At 70.5% G+C, this 15,111-nt stretch carries 11 protein-coding genes; 4 read left to right on the top strand and 7 right to left on the bottom strand.

Annotated elements, in window-relative coordinates:
* Nucleotides 1–57: 57 nt before the first annotated feature.
* Complete coding sequence (locus ACFY36_RS50730; RefSeq protein WP_499753127.1) at nucleotides 58–2,412, top strand: hypothetical protein; 2,355 nt, start codon at nucleotides 58–60, stop codon at nucleotides 2,410–2,412.
* Here the strand turns inward: ACFY36_RS50730 and ACFY36_RS50725 are convergent.
* Entirely contained in the window at nucleotides 2,397–5,132 is a 2,736-nt protein-coding gene (locus ACFY36_RS50725; protein WP_499753126.1) for a helix-turn-helix transcriptional regulator, read from the bottom strand. The two genes, ACFY36_RS50730 and ACFY36_RS50725, sit on opposite strands and share 16 nt — an antisense overlap.
* A 52-nt stretch (nucleotides 5,133–5,184) precedes the next feature.
* Nucleotides 5,185–6,621 (bottom strand): diguanylate cyclase domain-containing protein, encoded by a 1,437-nt coding sequence (locus ACFY36_RS50720; RefSeq protein WP_499753125.1) that lies wholly within the window; start codon nucleotides 6,619–6,621, stop codon nucleotides 5,185–5,187.
* A gap of 129 nt (nucleotides 6,622–6,750) precedes the next feature.
* Here ACFY36_RS50720 and ACFY36_RS50715 point away from each other — a divergent pair, with 129 nt between their 5' ends.
* Both ACFY36_RS50715 and ACFY36_RS50710 read left to right on the top strand, forming a co-directional pair.
* Nucleotides 6,751–7,974, top strand: a complete 1,224-nt coding sequence (locus ACFY36_RS50715; RefSeq protein WP_499753124.1) for an aminotransferase class I/II-fold pyridoxal phosphate-dependent enzyme — start codon at nucleotides 6,751–6,753, stop codon at nucleotides 7,972–7,974.
* An 18-nt stretch (nucleotides 7,975–7,992) separates the two neighbouring features.
* On the top strand, nucleotides 7,993–8,643 hold the full coding sequence (locus ACFY36_RS50710) for a pentapeptide repeat-containing protein (RefSeq protein ID WP_499753123.1): 651 nt from the start codon (nucleotides 7,993–7,995) through the stop codon (nucleotides 8,641–8,643).
* Here ACFY36_RS50710 and ACFY36_RS50705 read toward each other — a convergent pair.
* The 5 genes from ACFY36_RS50705 to ACFY36_RS50685 all read right to left on the bottom strand — a co-directional run bounded on the left by ACFY36_RS50705 (nucleotide 8,633) and on the right by ACFY36_RS50685 (nucleotide 14,497).
* Nucleotides 8,633–9,166 (bottom strand): DUF1269 domain-containing protein, encoded by a 534-nt coding sequence (locus ACFY36_RS50705; protein ID WP_499753122.1) that lies wholly within the window; start codon nucleotides 9,164–9,166, stop codon nucleotides 8,633–8,635. The genes ACFY36_RS50710 and ACFY36_RS50705 overlap by 11 nt on opposite strands.
* An 80-nt stretch (nucleotides 9,167–9,246) precedes the next feature.
* Nucleotides 9,247–11,964, bottom strand: a complete 2,718-nt coding sequence (locus tag ACFY36_RS50700) for an HD domain-containing protein (RefSeq protein WP_499753121.1) — start codon at nucleotides 11,962–11,964, stop codon at nucleotides 9,247–9,249.
* A 162-nt stretch (nucleotides 11,965–12,126) separates the two neighbouring features.
* Entirely contained in the window at nucleotides 12,127–12,843 is a 717-nt protein-coding gene (locus ACFY36_RS50695) for an alpha/beta fold hydrolase (protein WP_499753180.1), read from the bottom strand.
* 11 nt (nucleotides 12,844–12,854) lie between these two features.
* A complete protein-coding gene (locus tag ACFY36_RS50690) occupies nucleotides 12,855–13,661 on the bottom strand; it encodes an SAM-dependent methyltransferase (RefSeq protein ID WP_499753120.1) in 807 nt (268 codons plus the stop codon).
* A gap of 14 nt (nucleotides 13,662–13,675) precedes the next feature.
* Complete coding sequence (locus ACFY36_RS50685; RefSeq protein ID WP_499753119.1) at nucleotides 13,676–14,497, bottom strand: endo alpha-1,4 polygalactosaminidase; 822 nt, start codon at nucleotides 14,495–14,497, stop codon at nucleotides 13,676–13,678.
* A 31-nt stretch (nucleotides 14,498–14,528) separates the two neighbouring features.
* On the opposite strand from ACFY36_RS50685, the gene ACFY36_RS50680 reads away from it, so the two are divergent.
* Nucleotides 14,529–15,111, top strand: a 583-nt coding sequence (locus tag ACFY36_RS50680; protein WP_499753118.1) for an RNA polymerase sigma factor, incomplete at its 3' end; no start/stop codon positions are given.

The following is a 15,111-nucleotide window of genomic DNA, read 5'->3' as shown; positions in this document are numbered from 1 at the left end:
CGCTAATGTTCCGGGCCGCTGGTTGGTAGGCGTACACGGGGAAAGAGAAACAACTACATGACATTGCTCGCGGAGGAGCTCGCACCTACTCCCCTGCCCGCGCTGACGCCGGATCGGCCGCCGGCCCGGCGCCGCCTGCCGTCGGCCGGCTGGATCCCGTTCCTCATCGTCGTCGTGGCCGTCGCGCTGACGCTGAGCCACTACGGCGTCACGACCGTGGACATCGCCAAGTTCGCCGGCTACACGCTGTTCGCCAACACGCTGCCCGGTCTGCTGATCTGGCGGGCGGTGCGCGGACAGTCCGGCTACCTGCCCCTGGACGCGGCCTTCGGCACGGTCGCCGGCTTCACCGTCGAGTTGCCCCTCTACATGCTTCTCCGGCAGTTCGACGTGCCGTACACCGTGGGAATCTGGCCCTTGGTGGTGTTGATCCTCTTCCTCGCGGCGCCCCGGCTGCGGCGCCACTGGCGAGGCGGCGGCATGCGCATGCCGCTCGGCGTCTCGTGGACCGTCGCCGTCAGTCTCCTGTGGATTCTCGCGCTGACCGCGTTCTCCATCTTCCGCGCCAACAGCCTGACCGAGCCGCTCAACGGGACCATGAGCGTGGACTTCCCGTTCCAGTTCGCGCTGGCCGGCGAGTTCAAGCATCCGGTGCCGCTGAGCACGCCGTGGCTGACCGGCACCGGCCTGAACTACCACTGGTACGTCTACGCGCACGGCGCCGCCGCGAGCTGGCTCACCGGCATCGAGCCCCAGACACTGATCCTGCGCCTGCTGCCGCTTCCCATGGTGGCCGCCTTCCTCCTGGTCGTGGTGGCCGCGGTCCGGCAGATCACCGGCCGTTTCTGGCCGGCCTCGGTGGCCGTGCTGCTGATGCTGGCCGGTGTCGCGGCCAACCCGTTCTCCTGGACGGGCGCCCCGCTGCTCAGCGGCATCATCACCACCAATCTGTGGGTGAGCCCGACGCAGACGTACGCGGCGCTGTTCTTCGCCGCCGTCGTCTTCCAGCTGGCCGTCATCTTCCGGTCGGACCGGAAAGCGTTGCGGCGCCCCATGCCCTGGGTGGTGCTGACCGTGCTGCTGGGCGCGCTGGCCGGGGCCAAGGCCACGTTCATCCCGATGGTGCTGTGCGGTCTGCTGCTTGCCGTGGTCCTGCGCGGCCTGTCCGCCCGTAAGCTCGGCCCGGAGCTGCCCGCGCTCGGGATCACCCTGCTGTGGTTCGCGTTCGCGCAGTTCGTGCTCTACGGATCGGGCTCGCAGGGCGCCGAGATCATTCCATTCCAGACGGTCAAGTGGAGCCCGGCCGGCCAGGCCGTGATGGGCCTTCCCGACGAGGCCGACCAGTGGGCGCCGCTGCTGGCCCTCACCGGTTTCGGCATCCTGGGCCCGGCGTTCGGCTGGGCCGGGATGGCCGGCCTGCTGCGCCGCGAGTGGCGGGCCGAGCCGATCGTGCACGTCATGCTGGGCTTCGCGGCGGCCGGCACCGGCGGCATGTGGCTGGTCGCGCATCCAGGCCTGAGCCAGACGTACTTCGCCCAGTCGGCCACGCCCTATCTGGCGATGGCCTCGGCCGTCGGCCTCGCCTCGCTCGTCCCGGCCGGGCGCCGGCTGCCGAAGAGGTTCCTTTGGCTGAGTCTGTACGCGGTGACGGCCGCCGTCGCGGGTCTGGTCGTGATCCGGTCGACGGCCGGGGCGGTCGCTCCGGCCACGGCCTTCGGCGGATATCCGCTGGCGAACGTCGTCATGGCGTACACCTGGCTGGTCCTGCTCGTCGCCGTCATCGCCGTGACCGTGGTCCTCATCGCCTGGCCGCTGCGGCTGGCCCGGCGGCTCACCGTGGGGGTGCTGGCCCTGTCCGTGGTGAGCACCGCGGTGGCCAGCGGCCTCATCGGCAGCACCGACTATCTGGTCACGTCGGCGACCTCGGCCGCGCCGCCGAAGGTCGGCACCTTCCCGCCGGGCGCGATGGAGGCGGGCCGCTGGCTGCGCGACCATTCGGGCCCGCGCGACGTGGTGGCCACCAACAGCCATTGCCGCCAGGGCATCGCGGGGTGCGACAGCCGCGATTTCTGGCTGGCCGCCTACTCGGAACGCCAGATCGTCGTCGAGGGCTGGAGTTACACCGAGCCGGCCTTCGCCACCGGTGGCCTGTGGGACGGCACCCTGTCCCGATCCCCGTTCTGGGACCAGGATCTGCTGGCCGCGAACGACGCCATGTTCTCCGCCCCGACCGCCGAGAACGTCGCGTCGTTCACCGAGGCCCACCACGTCCGCTGGCTGGTGTCCGTCAGATGGACGCAGGACCCCACCGACATCGGCCGCACCCGTTTCGTCGAAGCCGATCCGGCGCTCGGCGGGTTCGCGACCGAGCGCTTCCGGGCCGGCGACATCGTCGTCTACGAGGTCTCCTGACGCCGGGCCAGCTCCGCGAGCTCGGCCCGCCCGGCCGTGCCGGTCTTGCGGAGCATGTTCGAGACGTGCACGCTGATCGTCTTCTCGCTCAGCACGAGCGCCCGGGCGATCTCGGCGTAGGTGCGGCCCGCCACGACGTGGGCCAGGACCTCACGTTCGCGCGCGGTCAGCCCGGGGATCGCGTCGCCACCGGCCGGCGCCGGCGCGCGCACGGCCGCCAGTGACACGTGGGCGTTGCGGGCGAGCAGATCCAGGTTCGCCAGCAGCGGCACGGCCTCCAGATCGGCCGCCAGCGCGTGCGCGCTCCGCAGCGCGGCCATGCCCCGCTTGCGGTCCGCCCGCCCACGCAGGGCCGTCTGGGCCTCACGCCATCGGCAGTACGCCTCGTCCCACGGCAGTGTGGCGGCACGGCACGCCTCGGCGGCCTCGTGCCAGGCGGCGAGCTCGACGGGGTCACGCCGGGCCCGTGCCGTCTCGGCATCGGTCATGCTCTGCAGGGCGGCGACCAGCCGTGCGTCGAAGTCCGTGACCACACCCCCGTCGATGACCACGACGGGATGCCGCTCCCGCAGATCGCGCAGGCGATCGAGCTCGCCGGACGGGCCGGCGCCGCGGTCGCGACAGGCCTGGGCCCGGTCGGCCAGCGCCCGCGCGGCCATCGGAAGCAAGGTCTCCGCGTCGAGCGGCGGCGGCGTCAGGGCGAGGCCGTGCAGCGCGTGCGCCAGCGCCCGCTCGGTGTCGCCGGCGGCCACGGCGAGCTCGGCCCGGACCGCGTCGAACGGGAACGGCCGGAACCCGGCCGCGTCGGCGATCAGCTCCTCGGCGCGCTGGGCGTGCGCCTCGGCCTCGGCCATCCGCCCCTGGCGGCAGGCGAGCAGGGCCGCGGTGTGCCGGCCCCGCGCGTCGGCCAGCGGGCTGGGCCGGGCGCCGAGCGCCACCCGCAGCCGCTCGGCGCAACCTCGCCAGTCACCGATGATCAGCAGGTGCTGCGCCTCGAGCGAGCAGACCTCGGACACCTGGGCGTGCGGGGCACCCGCCTCTTCGAGCACCCGGCGGCACTCCCGGAGCACGCCGACGATCGCCCGTACGCTCGGCCCGTCGGTGTTGTTGACGATCCAATAGACGGCCTCGACCGCCTTCATGAAATCGCGGTGGCTCATCGCCAGCGCGAAGGCCTCCCGGGCGGCCGCGACCCCGGCCGCCAACTCGGTGCCGACGGCGTGGGCCTGCGACACGGCGACCAGCCCTTCCATGACCGCGTCCGGCCAGCCGCCCGCGCGGGCCAGCCGCAGCGCCTCGGCGGCCGTTCCGGCGCCGTCGTCCACGCCGTGCCACAACTGGGCGTAGGCCAGCGCCGCGAGCGCCAGCGCGTGTTCACGGCTGCGTGGTTCCGCCGCCGAGAGACGCGCCGCCTCCCGCGCGTCCGCCGGCGCGACGAAGCCGCGACCGGCGGACGACCACCGCTTGGTCCGCCCGGCCAGCAGCTCCGCCGCCACCAGCGGCTGTGCCGTCCGATCGACACGCTGGAGCAGCTCGTCGATCGCCTCCAGCTCATCCGCGGCCAGCCCGGCCGCGTGGGTGGCGCGCCGGATCCGATGCAGCAGTTCGTCCGCCTGCCCACCGGAGCCGGGCGGCTGCAGCCGCAGGGCGCGCCGCAGCAGGCGGATCGTCTCGGCCCCTCCCCCGGCCTCGTCGGCGGCGGCCAAGGCCCACTCGTACGCCTGGGCGGTCATCCCGGCCGCGAAGTAGTGGTCGGCGCGGGCGATCGGGTCGCCGGCGGCCTCGGCGAACGCGGCGTGCCGGGCCCGGCGCTCCTCCGGCAGCAGGCCCTCGACCAGCACCTCGGCCAGCAGCGGGTGGGCGAACCAGTAGGCGCCGCCGGTGGTGGCGGTCAGCACGCCGGCGTCCACGGCCTTCCGCAGCAGCGGCAACGACGACGGCCCGCCGGCGGGGGTGGGACGGCCGGCGATCGCGATCGCGGTGGTCAGCTCACGGGCCGGGGCGGACAGATCGCGCCATGTGCGGGCGAGCGCGCCCCGCAGTTCGTCCGGCAGGTGCGGAGGCAGGCGGCGCGCGTCCGGGTCGAGGCCCCGGACGAGCAGCTTGGTCAGGTACGGGTTGCCGGCGCTGCGGGCGAACACGTCGTCCACCAGCGATTCGTGCGGCGGGCGGCCCAGCAGGGCGGTCATCTGCTCGTGGGTCTCGGGGCGGTCCAGGCGGCCGAGCGTCCTCTCGCGTACCCCCGGAAGCCGGCGGACGTCGGCCAGCCATCGGTGCAGACGGCCCTCCTCGCCCGTCCGGAGGGTGGCGAAGACGGCCAGGCGCCGGTTCGCGCGGCCGGCGATGACGTAGAGGAGGACGTCGAGGGAACTCTGGTCGGCCCATTGCAGGTCGTCCACGGCCAGCACGACCGGTTCGCGTTCGGTCAGCCGGTCGAGCCAGGTGTCGAACGCGAGGACCGCGTCCGCGGCGTCCAGCGACGGCGGATCGGGGGCCGTGCGCAGCCCCGTACGCAAGGGAAGAAGTGGCACTGTGAGGGAGCTCAGCGGGAGGCAGGGCGCCCAGATGACGCGAACGGCGGTGGCCTCGCAGGCGTCGCGGAGCAGAGTCGTCTTGCCGGCGCCCGCCTCGCCCGAGACCAGCATGGTGCCGGAGTGGCCACGGGTGCCGCCGTCGATCGCCGCGAGCACGGCGGCGGCGTCGGCCGCCCGGCTCCCCATGGCCCGAGCATCCTCGCCCGGCTCCTTTCCGCCAAGCCCCCTGCGGCAAGGGTCAGGCGCCGTCTCGGTGGACGCGGTTGCGGCCGCCGGCCTTCGCCGCGTACATCGCCGAGTCGGCCCGGCGGAGCTCGCCGTCCGGGTCGGCGCCGGTGGCGGCCGCGATGACACCGATGCTGGCGCCGATGTAGACCGGGCGGGCCGGGGTGTCGAACGGCTCGGCCAGCGCGTCCAGGATGCGGGCGGCCACCTTGTCGGCCGTCGCGTCGTCGGTCCAGGGCAGGATCACCGCGAACTCGTCGCCGCCGAGGCGGGCCACCACGTCACCGGCCCGGATCACCCCGTTGATGCGCTCGGCCACGGCCACCAGCACCGCGTCGCCCGCCTCGTGGCCGAACGTGTCGTTCACCGGCTTGAAGCCGTCCAGGTCGATGTAGAGCAGCGCCGTCGGCCCGACCGAGTCGTGCAGCGCCGAACCCCAGCGGTCGTGGAAGCGGCGCCGGTTGGCCAGCCCGGTCAGCTGGTCGGTCGTGGCCTGCTCCTCGACCTGGCGCAGGGCGCCCGACAGCAGCCGCACCAGGCCGTCCAGGCGAGCGATGACCAGCAGGAACAGGACCACGCTGCCGACCACGATCACCGGGACGTCGATCGTGCGGTCGGTCAGCCACTGGATGGCCAGCACCGCCGGCGCGGTCAGGCTCGCCACCGCCAGCCCGATCACCCGCAGCCGGGGCGCCTCGCCCTGTCCCACCGGCGGGCTCTTGCGCGACAGCGCGGCCACCGACGGGTGCAGGGCCGCCGCGCCGCCCAGCGCCTGCATGGCCAGCCAGCCCAGGTCGACGATGCCACCCGGCTCGTAGGAGCCCATCAGGCCGAGCACGGTGTACGCCGTGTCCGCCAGCAGCAGCGACAGAATGCTCCCGACGAGCAGGAAGAACGCCGGCGGCCGGTCGCCCCGCCCGGTGACCAGGCGGGCGAGCACGGCCAGCACCAGCAGGTCCAGCGCCGGGTAGGCCAGCGACACCGCGCGCTCGAGCGCGTTGAGCGTCTCGTCGCGCACGTACGGAACGATGAGGAAGACCCAGGCCAGCATGGCCGCGCCGGTCGAGAGGACCAGGGCGTCGAGCAGCCCCGGCCGGTCCTTGCCGGGCCGGCGGGCCCGCACCAGGCCGACCACCGCGATGGCCAGCAGGGCCGCGAAGCTCAGGTAGAACCCGTCGGCCGGGCCCGGGAACATGTCGCCGCCGGTGACGAACACCTGGATCCAGTAGACGAGCTCGCCCAGCGCGAAGCACGCCCGGGCGGCCGCCATGAGGTACCAGGGCCAGCGCACGGCCGGCTTGTTGATGCGGACGCCGATCAGGATCGCCGCCGAGGACGACAGCCCCAGCACGCTGACCACGGCGCTCTGCACGGCCTCGAACGGCACGAGGTAGTAGACGGCCGCCAGCACCGCGCAGACCGCCAGATAGACCTTCCAGGCCTTCGTCACGACGGGGACATCGGCCGCGGGCGCGGGCCCTTGAGGCGAGTGCCGGTCAGACGTTTTCAGGTTGATCGACGATCACCCGGGTAGGTGCCAGAGTGATCAGAATCGCGAAAGGGGTTCACAGTGCCGGCAATGACTCACGACATCGAGGACCTTCGTCAGAACAGCCGCATGTACGACGCCGTCATCTCCGAGATCGACGGGCGCCGCATCCGGATCGGCCAGGACTGGCTGGTCGACTGGGCGTCCTGCAACTATCTCGGCTTCGACCTCGACGAAGAGGTCATCCAGGCGGTCGAGCCGCAGCTGCGTCGCTGGGGCACCCACCCGAGCTGGTCACGCATGCTGGGCAGCCCGAAGATCTACCCCGACCTCGAGGAACGCCTCACCGAGCTGCTCGGCGCCGAGGACGTGCTGCTGCTGCCGACCATCTCGCAGATCCACCTGGGCGTCATCCCCGCCCTGATCGGCCAGGGCACGGTCATCATGGAGAGCCGCGCCCACCGCACGATCTACGACGGCTGCGTGTTCGCCCGTGGCCAGGGCGCGACGATGAAACGTTTCCGCAGCGGTGACGTCGAGGAGCTCACCCGCCTGCTCCAGGAGGCCACCGCCCGCCCGATCATGGTCTGCATGGACGGCGTCAACAGCATGACGGGTGACGTTCCGGATCTGCGCGTATACGCGAAACTGTGCAGGGAGTACGACGCCACGCTGTACGTCGACGACGCGCACGGCATGGGCGTGATCGGCGAGCGCGGCCCCGACGAGACCTCGCCCTACGGCATGCGCGGCAACGCGATCGTCCGGCACTTCGGCGAGACGTACGACAACGTCATCCTGGTCGGGGGGTTCTCCAAGGCGTACTCGTCGCTGCTGGCCTTCCTCGCCCTGCCGACGGCGGTGAAGAACCAGCTCAAGGTGGCCGCGCCGACCTATCTCTACTCGGGCCCGTCGCCGGTGGCCTCGCTGGCGACGGTCTGGGCCGGCCTCGACGTCAACGAGAAGCGCGGCGACGACCTGCGCGGCCACCTCTACCAACTCACCCACCAGCTGCTTTCCCACGTACGGGGCATGGGCGTGCACACCCTCAACGTCGACGACACCCCGGTCGTCGAGATCCCGATCTCCCCCGAGCACGACCTGATCGCCGTCTCGGAGCGGCTGTGGGCCGCCGGCCAGTACGTGACGCTGGCCCCGTACCCCGGCGTCCCGCGCGACGAGATCGGCTTCCGTGTGCAGCTCACGGCCGCACACACTTCGGAACAGGTCGCCGATTTGAATCAGATTCTCACCGAGCTAGCACAGGACGGCGCGCTCCGCCCCGCGATCCCCGGGCAACGCCGCCACGCCTGACGAGGCAGGATGCGGGTCATGCCGGTGATCCAAGACCTCAGTTCCCTGCCGTACGCCGAATATCTGCGCCCGCTCGACGAGGAGCTGAGCCACGACGGCGACCACAGCGAGATCCACCTGGACGCGGTGGAACTGGACGAGGTCGCGGCCGCCGGCTCCCGCTTCTCGGAGAGCGCGATGACCGCGGTCACCTTCACCGGCGGCACGTACGACAAGGTGCGCCTGGACGACGTGTGGCTCTCCCGGTGCCGCTGGATCGGCGGCACCTGGGGAGAGGCCCAGCTGCTCAACGTGACGATCCTGGACAGCGCCATAGCCGGCGTGCAGGCCTACGGCTCGCAGTGGCGCCGCGTGGCCGTGCAAGGCAGCAAGATCGACAGCCTGAACCTGCGCGGCGCCAAACTCCAGGACGTCGAGTTCCGCGACTGCGACCTGTCCGAGGTCGACTTCGGCGGCGCCACCCTGATCAACGTGACGTTCCCGGGCTCGGCCGTCCGCCGGGCCCGCTTCGACAAGGTGACGGTGAAGAAGCTCGACTTCCGCGGCGCCCGCGAGCTGGACGTGGCCCAGGGCTGGGACGCCCTCCGGGGAGCCGTCATCGACCACAACCAGCTGGCCGAGGCGGCTCCCGCCCTGGCTCAGGTCCTGGGCATCGTCGTCAAGAGTTAGCGGCCGCCTTGGCGTCCTGCTCGATCTCGGCGGTGTCGGCCCTGAGCTGCCGGGACTCGACCTTCGCGGCGTTCTTCAGGGCCCGCTCGACCTTGGCACCCATGTCGGAGACGGCGACGACGACAAGCCCGGCCTGCCCTTCGTCGAGGTGTTCGCCCAGCTCTTTGAGGTCGGACCGGCTCAGCCCGGCCGCGGCGTGCCCGGCCAGCGCACCGAGCACAGCCCCACCACCGGTCGTGGCAGCGAGGAGCCCACCACCGAGCGCGGCGAACGGGAAGAGCGCCACGACAAGCCCGGTAGCAAGCCCGACCCCGCCACCGAGCACCCCACCGACCCGGGTCGGAGTCTCGTGCCGCTTCACAATCTTCGACTTGCCATCGGCCCGCCGCTCGATGACAGCAGCGTCATACGCGTCGATCAGATCAGCTTTCCGGTGCAGCTCCTTGACCACGTCATAGTCCGCCTCGGCCTGCGCCACCGAGGGGTAGACACCGACGTACACCATGAACGTATCGATGGCCATCGCCTTCTCCTTCCGGATCGGTCCCGCCTTGACGGTGGCGTAACCGCTCCGGCGAAACCTCATCCCTGAGGAATGACCACTCAGCGGCCGGGGCGCCGTAGCCGGATCATCTCGACACGCTCGACGCCACCACCTACGACAGGCACCTCGGGCCGGGCGTCGCCGTTGTCCTGCGGGTGTAAGGGCTCCATGAGATCGAGCAGGTCCGGAATATCTATCCCCCATTCTCCGGAAATCGCTCGGATCACCAATCCCGCCGATCCGAAGTTGCCGGTGCCGTACCACCACACGCGGGCATCCCATCCGGATCCGGTCAGCTGGGCATCGGCGAACCGCTCGTCCTTCGGCGACGGGAAGATCTCCTCCGGGAAGAGCCACTCAGGATAGAGATCGAGGACGAGGCAGTCGTCGCCGAAACTCAGTTCTCGGTGAGTACGCGACATGAACCACGGCCGGCCGTTCTCCCGATAGTGCACGAAGAAGGCGCCCGAGACCAGGAGGATCACATCGCGGTCGGCCACCCAGCGGCGCGTGGCTGGAAGGTCCAGCGCACCGGCGGTGGTCAGCGCGCAGGGAAGCCCTTCGGCCGTCGCGCCGAGGGCTCTCGCCACGCCACCAAGAACGTGCGCGACTTCAGTGTCCATGCCTTGGAGCAAAGCGGCCTGGGACTCGACCCACGCGATCAGCAGCGCGATACTGACGTCAGGAAATGCGTTCAGTCGATCCGCGGTCAGAGGGAGTCCGGAGAAGACCCCCATCGACTCCTTCAGTGTCGCGGCGCGGAGCCCTCCGACGTAGATGTGTGACTCGATGACGATGTACAGGCCGAGATCTTCGGTACCTTCCCAGACCGAGGTCATCATCGCGCGCCCCGCGACTCGGCCGGCTTTGTCGCGTAAAGCCTGAGCGCGCTGCAGGAATCGCTTGCAGTACACATCGAGCGCGACCCGAATCTTGTAGCTGTCGTCCGGACGGCGGTACACACGGTCGAATAGTTCCGTCTCGGAGATCGACATCCAGTCGTCGGCGGAGATCTCCCGCTTGGGCCATGCGTCATCCGGTCCCTGCACGTCGATGTTCACCCGGGCCAGAGCGCACAGCGGGCGCACCAGGGCGTGCAGATGCTCGGTGTGGCTGAGTTGGCGGCTGCGGTTCCGGAAGAGTCCGTTCACCGATCGCGGGTCCTCACGAAGCCGGATGGTCACGACCGTGCCGGCTGTGCGGAGCCGCTCGTCCGGCTCGGCCGTTCGCAGCAGCGGGCGTGCCGCCAGGCCATCGGTGAACTCGAGCAGGTGAGTGTCTCTGGGCGCCTCGTCGAGGGCGAGACTGCGCACGCCGACCTCGTCCGCGACCATGAAGACCGCGAAGAACCCGATGCCATAGCGGCCGGCCGGCTCGAAGCCGACCAGGTCGGGGTGCTCGACCAGCAGGTCCGTGGAGCGCCATCGGGAGTTCCCGAAATCGGTCAGGGACGACACCATCGCCTCGCGCCGCATTCCGATGCCTTCGTCGGCGACGGTGAGCCACCACGACCCATCGTTCTGGGAGAGCCGGATGGTCACCGTGCCCGGTTCGGTCTTGTCCCGCAGCGCTCGCGCGAGCGTTGCGTCGGAGGCGTTCGCCACCAATTCACGCAGTGCTATCTCCGGGCGCCTCCCGTAGAGCTTGTCGCCACCGAGATTGCCCACCACGTTGCTGACTTCAGTAACCCGGATATGCGCGTCGATCGGATGCCAGCGGTCGGTACGCAGATATCTGGCGAGCCGGTCGGGGCTGTCGGCCCCGGCCACGGAACGCACCTGAAACCTCGGGCGCCCCAGATCTGCGAGAAGGGCGTCCACGCGCCGCAGCTCATGGTCGATCATTTTGATCATCTCGTACGCGAGCCACCACGACGGCGCTTCACTGCCCGTGAACCGCCGAGTCGAGGTGTAGGCGAGACGGTCCTGTTGGACGTCGGGACGCATCAGACGTTCCTGGAACTCCCAGTGTTGCGCCGCGACTCCGGCCGGACGGCGGAATGCGTGCAGAAGGCACGGCGCACGCCTGCTGTCTATGTGAGCGACGTCGGCGAGCCGCAGAATGCAAGCGATCTTGAGCTTGTCGACCGCCCACTCCCGAGGATGGTCTGGACGGCAACTCCGAGGGACATCGAATTCATGCAGCCTGTCCACGTCCCACCAATGGCTCGCCGCGATCTCACCGATCATGTCGCCGTAGTCGAGCCGGAGGCTCAGATCCGGCAGCAGGTAGAACGCGCTCCCATCAGAGGCTGTGAACTGCGTTCGCAGAAGATCCTGTGCACGCTCGGCATGATGGCGGCGGAGCAACTCGGTGATGGCTTCCGATCGAGCACGCTCGGCGATCGCCTCCAAGTCGCCCGACGGCTCCAGTTGCTGGATGCGATCGGTCGCTGAGGCTAGAAGACCAGCGTAAGACGGATTGGCTGTCACCTCGTCGACGCCACCGGGATACGCGCAGAGGCCCATTCCAAGATCATGCATGAGAAAGGCTCCGCCCAGTACGAACGCCTCGGCCGGATTCACCTCGAAGCCATCACCGCAAATGATCGAGGCGGTGTCCCACAATGCGTCGATATGCGCAATGGAATGATCAGTGAACATCGGCATCGACAGCGCGATCTCGCTCGCCAACGGCTTGACTGTCTCCCGGAACTGCCGGTACGCGTTCCGGAGCTTCTCGCGTTGACCGTGCCAGGGATCATCCGCAATCTCACCGAGGGTCCTGCGCCACAGCGGGGTGGCCTCGTAGAAACCTTGCGCGAAGCCGCCGGACAATGCCACTCCTCGTCAGCCGCGGATAGACCGACTTTATGGGACAGGCGGCACGGAACACAGTCACCATGGCCGAACGGCTGACCGATTCTGGCTAGCGCACCACCACGTTGCCGTAGTCGTCGAAGACGATCTCGGCGCCTGGGTGGAAGTCGCAGCCGCCGGTCATGGACGTTCTCTCAGGAAGGCGTCGATCGTCGGGGCCAGGCCGGCGGCGAACTCGTCGAAGAAGCCGTGGCGGCCGCTCTCGTGGAGGTGAAGCGTGGCGTTCGGTATGCGGTCGGCCAGCAGTGGGGCGTTGGCCGCCGGGACCATCAGGTCGTCGGTGCCGTGCAGGATCAGGGTCGGTGCCTCGATCTGCGGGAGCACCTCCCAGGCGTCGTGGCGGTTGCTCGCCCTCAAGTGGGCCCGGGCCTCGGCCGGGGTCATCGTGGGGTCGCCGAACAGGTGGCTGTGGCCGGACCACGACGGGGTGTAGAAGAGCTCGCGCAGCGTGTCTCGGCGGGCGGTGGCCAAGCGCTGGCGGATTTCGTTCGAACGCTCAAAAGCGTGCACGCCGCCGGGCGAAGTGCACGCGAGGACCAGGCGCGCGACCAGCGACGGGTGGCGGGCCGCCAGGAACTGGGCCACCCGGCCGCCCATCGATGTGCCGTAGACGAAAGAACGGCGGCCGGCCAGTACGCGTGCCGCGTCCTCCGCGAAGAGCGCTGTCGACCAGTCCTCGACCGGGCCTCGGCTGTCGCCCGTACCCCGGTAATCGAACGTGATGACGCGGAAGCGGGACTCGAAGCGCGAACGGATGCCCGTCCACCAGTCGTGCGAGTTCGCCTGCCCGGACAACAGGAGCAGGGGCGGGCCCTGGCCGCTCTCCTGAACGGCCAGGGGGAACTCGGTCAGGGCTTGCGGCCCACGGCGGTCCAGACGTTGATGTCGGAACGCTCGGGGATCTCGGCGCCCGGCGCGGGACGCCACTCGCTGGCCGGGACCACGCCCGGCTCGACCAGCTCCAGGCCGTCGAACAGGGCCGTGAACTCGTCTTTCGGGCGGGTCCAGACGTCGGACTTGCCGCTTTCCACCAGCTGACGATAGAGCGCCTGCTGCTCGGGCGTGCCGAAATCGGAGGTCGCGTGGGTGGCCACCAGGTAGCTGCCCGAGGGCAGGGCGTCGAGCAGCTGGCGCACGATCGGCTGGGCGGCGCCGTCGCCGTGGATGAAGTGCAGGACGGCGATCAGCATCAGGCCGACCGGCTGCTTCAGGTCGAGGGTCTCCTCGATGGCCGGGTCGGCCAGGATCCGGGCCGGGTCGTTCAGATCGGCCTCGATGTACGCCGTACGGCCCTCCGGGCTGCTGTTCAGCAACGCGCGGGCGTGCACCATGACGAGCGGGTCGTTGTCGACGTAGACGATCTTCGCGTCGGGGGCGTGGCGCTGGGCCACCTCGTGGGTGTTGTCGGCGGTGGGCAGGCCGGTGCCGATGTCGAGGAACTGCCGGACGCCGGCCTCCTCGGCCAGGAAGCGCGTGGCGCGCTGAAGCATGGCGCGGTTGGCCACGGCGCCGAGGCGCACCTTGGGGAAGAGGCGTTCGAGCTCATCGCCCGAGGCGCGGTCGGCGGCGAAGTTGTCCTTGCCACCGAGCCAGTAGTTGTAGCGCCGGGCGGGGTGGGCGACGTTGGGGTCGATGCCGGAGGCGACGGGATCCACAGGGGAACAATAGGTCAGCAGGATTCGTAGTGATACCCCGCCTCGCCCTGTGGGACGACATCGCGATCGCGCAGGATGACGGATATGCGCGCCCCGTGATCCCGGCACGCCTGACGGTAGGCGTCGATGCCGTTGTCGGTGTATTCGACCTCGTACACCTGGTCGCCGTAACGCTCGAGATACTCACCGCATTCGTCGTAGACCGCGCATTCCTCGGTCACCGCGAAGTCGAACCCGATGCTCCGGCCGTCGAAGCCGGCGGCGTTCTTCTGCCCGACGGCCAGGCCGCTTCCGTGCGCCTTCGAAACCAGAATTCGGGCGTACGCCACGGCGTGCTCCTCCGTCAGCAGACCCCCGGACCGGCTGTACGAGTCGAGGTTGTCCGGCTCGACCGCGCGGAACCCGCTCTTCGCGCAGCCGTCGAACCAGCCACCGGCGATCTCGCCGAGCGCCGCCCGCTTGGCCGGTGTGGAGATGTCGAGGAGGTATTCGCCCGGCCAGTCCGGGTCTTCCTTCTTCAGGACGAGGTCGGGGTGCTCCGCCTGCCACCAGTCGTTCTCGCCCGGCTGGGTCTGGTAGGCGTTCACGTAACAGATGCCGTAGACACCGGGCACGGCCGCCGCGGTCCGGTCCCGGTCGACGATCCGCACCCCGGCCGCGGGCTGATAGGCGCCCCCGAGCTGATAGTCGAAGCGCCCGTTGGCCGGCGGCGCGGCCCAGTCCCGCGCGGCCGAGCTCGGCCCGGCGCCCGGCTCGGCGGAGGGCTCGGGGCCGCCACATCCGGCAACCGCCAGAACAGCGGCGGCCGCCACCACCGCCGCCGAGATCCGTCGCATTTCTCTACGGTAGGCGGTCACGATGTGCGTGGTGGCGGACAAGGGCAGAGACGTGAGAGCAGGAACCGAACACGAGGAACGTTTCCGCCGCGTCTACGACAGCACCTTCGAGTTGCTGCTGGCCTACGCCCTGCGGCGTGTCGAGCAACCCGCGGACGCGGCCGATGTGGTGGCCGAGACGTACCTCATCGCGTGGCGGCGGGACCGTGAGCTGCCCGGCGGCGACGCGGCCAAACTCTGGCTCTACGGCGTGGCCCGCAAGGTGCTGGCCAACCACCACCGCGGTGGCGTGCGCCGCCAGCAGCTCGGCGAACGCCTGCGGCAACGGGTGCGGGAGGCGATGGCTCCCGACCCGGGCCATGAGGTGCCCGAGCGCCTGACCGTCCGGGCGGCGCTCGCGCAGCTCGCCGAGATCGATCGTGAGGTTCTGATGCTGACCTTCTGGGAGGGCCTGGAGCCGCGCGAGGCGGCCGAGGTCCTCGGCGTCAGCGCCACTGTCGCGGGGGGGGGGGGGGGGGGGGGGCCGCCCCCCGGCCCGGGCCCGCGGGGGGCGGGCCCCGCCCCGGCGGGCCCCGGGGGGGGGGGGGGGGCGCCGCGCCCCCACCACACACACC

Origin of the sequence: Actinoplanes sp. NPDC000266 (genome assembly GCF_042899005.1) — a bacterium.
GTDB lineage: Bacteria > Actinomycetota > Actinomycetes > Mycobacteriales > Micromonosporaceae > Actinoplanes.
Note: the sequence above shows the minus strand (reverse complement) of the source record. Positions and strands in the feature narration are given on the sequence as shown.

What these genes read in the sequence shown, in the direction of transcription:
- ACFY36_RS50715 (WP_499753124.1), top strand. Translation starts at nt 6,751, where the DNA reads ATGACTCACGACATCGAGGACCTTCGTCAGAACAGCCGCATGTACGAC.
- ACFY36_RS50685 (WP_499753119.1), bottom strand. Translation starts at nt 14,497, where the DNA reads ATGCGACGGATCTCGGCGGCGGTGGTGGCGGCCGCCGCTGTTCTGGCG.
- ACFY36_RS50710 (WP_499753123.1), top strand. Translation starts at nt 7,993, where the DNA reads ATGCCGGTGATCCAAGACCTCAGTTCCCTGCCGTACGCCGAATATCTG.
- ACFY36_RS50725 (WP_499753126.1), bottom strand. Translation starts at nt 5,132, where the DNA reads ATGGGGAGCCGGGCGGCCGACGCCGCCGCCGTGCTCGCGGCGATCGAC.
- ACFY36_RS50730 (WP_499753127.1), top strand. Translation starts at nt 58, where the DNA reads ATGACATTGCTCGCGGAGGAGCTCGCACCTACTCCCCTGCCCGCGCTG.
- ACFY36_RS50705 (WP_499753122.1), bottom strand. Translation starts at nt 9,166, where the DNA reads ATGGCCATCGATACGTTCATGGTGTACGTCGGTGTCTACCCCTCGGTG.